This window comes from Micromonospora sp. CPCC 205739, from assembly GCF_036906795.1.
Classification (GTDB): Bacteria; Actinomycetota; Actinomycetes; order Mycobacteriales; family Micromonosporaceae; genus Micromonospora.
In genome coordinates this window covers 1-5,036 of sequence record NZ_JBAKHS010000047.1, presented here as the reverse complement: position 1 = coordinate 5,036, position 5,036 = coordinate 1, and the positions used below count along the sequence as shown (strand labels likewise).

1 protein-coding gene is annotated in these 5,036 nt (G+C 76.4%); it reads left to right on the top strand.

Annotation, left to right across the window (positions count from 1 at the left end; genetic code table 11):
* Positions 1–5,036: type I polyketide synthase (locus tag V6U88_RS30060; RefSeq protein ID WP_334458277.1), on the top strand; the 5,036-nt coding region annotated here is incomplete at both ends.

The window sequence follows — 5,036 nt, the reverse complement described above, 5'->3', positions numbered from 1 at the left end:
CGACGACGTTCCTGGAACTCGGCCCCGACGCCGCCCTCACCCCGATGATCGAGGGCATCCTCAGCGACGACGTCACGATCATCCCCAGCCTGCGGCGCGGACACGACGAACAGCGCCAGGCCCTCACCGCCCTGGCGAAGCTGCACGTCACCGGCACCACCGTCGACTGGACTACGCTGCTCACCGGCAGCCGCGTCGAGCTGCCCACCTACCCGTTCCAGCGGCAGCGCTACTGGGCCGACGCGCGGGAGTACTGGGCCGACGCCTGGGCCGGGGCGGGAGACGGAGAGGTCGTCGCCGCCGGACTGGCCGCGCTACGGCACCCCCTGCTCGGCGCCGAGGTGGTCGTACCGGACTCCGGCGGGGTGGTGCTGACCGGGCGGGTCTCGCTCACCACCCACCCGTGGCTCGCCGACCACGCCGTCGCCGGGACGGTGCTGCTGCCCGGCGCCGCCCTGGTCGACCTGGCCGTGCACGCCGGTGACCGGGTCGGCTGCCCCCACCTGGTCGAGCTGACCCTCCAGGCACCGCTGCCGCTGCCCGACCGCGCGGCGGTCGTGCTGCGGGTCGTCGTCGGCGGGGCCGACGAGGCGAGCAACCGTAGCGTCGCCGTCTACTCCGGAGACGACGCCGAGGACACCGCCTGGACGGCGCACGCCGTCGGGCTGCTCTCCGCCTCCGTACCCGCACCGGCCGCGCCGCTGGACGCCTGGCCGCCGGCCGGCGCCACCCCGCTGCCCGTCGACGACGGCTACCAGCGGCTGCTCGCCGACGGCTACGCGTACGGGCCGACGTTCCAGGGCCTGCGCGCGGCCTGGCGGCACGGCGACGAGGTGTACGCCGAGGTCGTGCTCCCCGAGCCGGCCCACCCGGACGCCGCCCACTTCGGCCTGCACCCCGCGCTGCTCGACGCCGGCCTGCACGCCGCCCTGCTCGACGCCGCCGACCGCGACGCCGCCGACGCGTCGACCGGGGAGACGCTGCTGCCGTTCTCCTGGAACGGGGTGTCCCTGCACGCCGCCGGCGCCACCGCCCTGCGGGTCCGCATCACCCGCCGCGGCCCCCGCAGCGCCTCCGTCACGGTGGCCGACGCGGCCGGGCAGCCGGTGCTCACCGTGGACTCGCTGGGCTACCGCGCGGTCAGCGCCGACCAGCTCGACCCCGGAACCCGCCCCGACGCGATGTACCGGCTCGGCTGGGTGCCGCTGACCGGTGCCGCCCCGCAGGCCGGGACCGGAGCCGTCGCGCTGGTGGGTACGCCACCGGCGGGGGCGGCGGAGCTGCCGGCCCACGCCGACCTCGCCGCGCTCGCCGACGCCGTCGACGCGGGCGCCCCGGTGCCCGACCGGGTGCTGGTCACCGTGCCGGCGTTCCCCGGTCAGGACGTGCCGGCGCGGCTGCGCGCGGCGGTGGCGTGGACGCTGCGGCTGGCCCAGGAGTGGGTGGCCGACGCCCGCTTCGGCGCGGCCCGGCTGGTGCTGGTCACCACCGGCGCCGTACCGGTGGGTGGGGGCAACGTCGACCTCGCCACCGCGCCGCTGTGGGGACTGCTCCGGTCGGCGGAGGCCGAGCACCCGGGCCGGTTCGCGCTGCTGGACCTCGACCGTACCGTCGAATCGGGTCGTCGCCTGTCGGCGGCGGTGGCCTGCGGCGAGCCGGAGCTGGCGTTGCGCGGCGGCGAGATCCGGGTGCCGCGCCTGGTCCGTGCGGCGGAGCCCGCGACCCCGGCCGCGCCGAGCGAGCACGGCACCGTCCTGGTCACCGGCGGCACCGGCGGCCTGGGCGCGCTGGTCGCCCGGCACCTCGTCACCGACCTCGGCGTCCGCCACCTGCTGCTGACCAGCCGGCGTGGCATCGACGCCCCCGGCGCCCGGGAGCTGGTCGCCGAGCTGGCCGACCTCGGTGGCGACGTCGCGGTCGCCGCCTGCGACGTCACCGACCGGGACGCGCTGACCCGGCTGCTGGCCAGCGTGCCCGCCGCCCGCCCGCTGACCGGGGTGGTGCACGCCGCCAGCGTGCTCGACGACGGCGTCCTCGCCGCGCTCACCCCCGAACGGGTCGACGCCGTCCTCGCCCCCAAGGCGACCGCCGCCTGGCACCTGCACGAACTCGCGCGCGACCTGCGGATGTTCGTGCTCTTCTCGTCGGCGGCCGGGGTGCTCGGCGCGCCCGGCCAGAGCGGGTACGCCGCCGCGAACGTCTTCCTCGACGCCCTGGCCGCGCACCGCCGCGCCGCGGGGCTGCCGGCCGTCTCGCTGGCCTGGGGGCTGTGGGCGGGCGACGGGATGGGCGACCGGCTCACCGCCGCCGAGCTGCGTCGGCTGGGCCGCAACGGCTTCCCGCCGCTCACCCGCACCGAGGGGCTCGACCTGTTCACCGCGGCGCTCGACGCCGCCGAGCCGCTGCGGGTGCCGGTCCGCCTCGACCTGCCGGCCCTGCGCGCGGTCGCCGCCAGCCAACCCCTCCCGGCCGCCCTGCGCGGCCTCGTCCCGCCGGCCCGGCCGGTCGCGCGAGCCGGCGCCACCGCGCCGGCCGGCGGTGACGACCTGCTCCGCCGGCTCGCCGGCCGGTCCACCTCCGAGCGCCGCGAGGCCCTCCTCGATCTGGTACGCGTCGAGATCGCCGCCGTGCTCGGCCACGCCTCGGTGGACGCCGTCCAGCCCGACCAGGCGTTCAAGGACCTCGGTTTCGACTCGCTGTCGGCGGTGGAACTGCGCAACCGGCTGACCACGGTGACCGGGCTGCGGCTGCCGGCCACCCTGGTCTTCGACCACCCCACGGCGGTCGCCGTGGCCGCGCACCTCGACGAGGTGCTCACCCCCGGCGAGACGACCCCGGGTGCCGCCGTCGCGGCGGCGCGGCCCGTCGACGAGCCGATCGCCATCGTCGCGATGAGCTGCCGCTTCCCCGGTGGTGTCGGCTCGCCGGAGCAGCTGTGGGAGCTGGTCGCCGACGGCGTGGACGCGATCGGCGACTTCCCCGCCGACCGGGGCTGGGACGTCGACGGCATCTACCACCCGGAGCGGGGTGCCGAGGGGCGGACCTACTCCCGCTCCGGCGGCTTCCTCGCCGAGGCCGCCGAGTTCGACGCCGGCTTCTTCGGCATCAGCCCCAACGAGGCGGTGGCGATGGACCCGCAGCAGCGGCTGCTGCTGGAGTGTGCCTGGGAGACCTTCGAACGCGCAGGAATCGACCCGGGCACGCTCAAGGGCAGCCCCACCGGCGTCTTCGCCGGCGTGATGTACCACGACTATCAGGACAACACGAACACCGGCTCGATCGCCTCCGGCCGCGTCGCGTACGCCTTCGGGCTGGAGGGGCCGGCGGTCACCGTCGACACCGCCTGCTCGTCGTCGCTGGTCGCGCTGCACCTGGCCGCGCAGGCGCTGCGGTCCGGGGAATGCAGCCTCGCGCTCGCCGGCGGGGTGACCGTGATGGCCACCCCGGACACCTTCGTCGAGTTCAGCCGGCAGCGCGGGCTCTCCCCGGACGGCCGCTGCCGGTCGTTCGGCGCGGGCGCCGACGGCACCGGCTTCTCCGAGGGCGCGGGCCTGCTGCTGGTCGAGCGCCTCTCCGACGCCCGCCGCCACGGCCACCCCGTCCTCGCCGTGGTGCGGGGCTCGGCGGTCAACTCCGACGGCGCGTCGAACGGGCTGACCGCGCCGAACGGTCCCGCCCAGCAACGGGTCATCCGCGCGGCCCTCGCCTCGGCCCGGGTGCCGGCCGCCGAGGTCGACGTGGTGGAGGCGCACGGCACCGGCACCACCCTCGGCGACCCGATCGAGGCGCAGGCGCTGCTGGCCACGTACGGCCAGGAGCGGCCGGCGGACCGTCCACTACGGCTCGGGTCGATCAAGTCGAACCTGGGGCACACGCAGGCCGCCGCGGGCGTCGCCGGGGTGATGAAGATGGTCCTCGCAATGCGGCACGGGCTGATGCCCCGCACCCTGCACGCCGAGGAGCGCTCGCCGCAGGTGGACTGGTCCGCCGGTGCGGTGGAGCTGCTGACCCGGCCCCGCGAGTGGCCGGCGAACGGGCACCCGCGCCGCGCGGGAATCTCCTCCTTCGGGCTCTCCGGCACCAACGCCCACGTGATCATCGAGGAGGCGCCCCGCGACGCGGAGTCCTCCACCACCGCCCGACCGGTCGACGGCCTCGTGCCCTGGTTGGTGTCGGCGCGGTCCGACACCGCCGTACGCGCCCTCGCCGGCCGGCTCGCCGACCTCGCCGCGCGGATCGACCCGGCGGACGTGCCGGCGGCCGGCCGGACGCTCGTCACCGGACGGGCACTCTTCGGCCACCGGGCGGTGGTGCTGGGCGCGGACCCGGCGGAGCTCTCCGCCGGACTGACCGCCCTGGCCACCGGCACCGCCGCTCCCGGCCTGGTCACCGGCGTGGCCCGACCGGGCGGCCGGCTGGCGGTGCTCTTCACCGGCCAGGGCGCACAGCGCCTCGGCATGGGCCGTGAGCTGCATGCCGCGTTCCCGGTGTTCGCGTCGGCCTTCGACGCGGTGGTGGCGGAGCTGGATACGCACCTGGATCGGCCGTTGCGTGAGGTGGTCTGGGGTGATGACGAGGAGCATGTCCGGCTCACGGGTTATGCGCAGGCGGGGTTGTTCGCGGTCGAGGTGGCGTTGTTCCGGTTGGTGGAGTCGTGGGGTGTGCGGCCGGATTTCGTGGCCGGGCATTCGATCGGTGAGTTGGCTGCCGCGCACGTGGCCGGGGTGTTGTCGTTGGCGGATGCCGCGCGGTTGGTGGCGGCGCGGGGTCGGTTGATGCAGGCGTTGCCGGTTGGTGGGGCGATGGTCGCCACTCAGGCGTCGGAGGAGGAGGTTCGAGCGGCGCTGGCGGGTCCGGGTGTCGTGGTCGGGTCCTTTGGAGCTGATGACGTAAACGACTCAGCTAGCAACGGCAACGGTGCGGGCACGGGCACGGTTGGCGGTGCGGCGGCCGCTGGCGGTGCGGACATCGCCGCCGTCAACGGCCCCCGGTCCGTGGTCATCTCCGGCCCCGAAGCCGCCGTGCTCGCAGTCGCC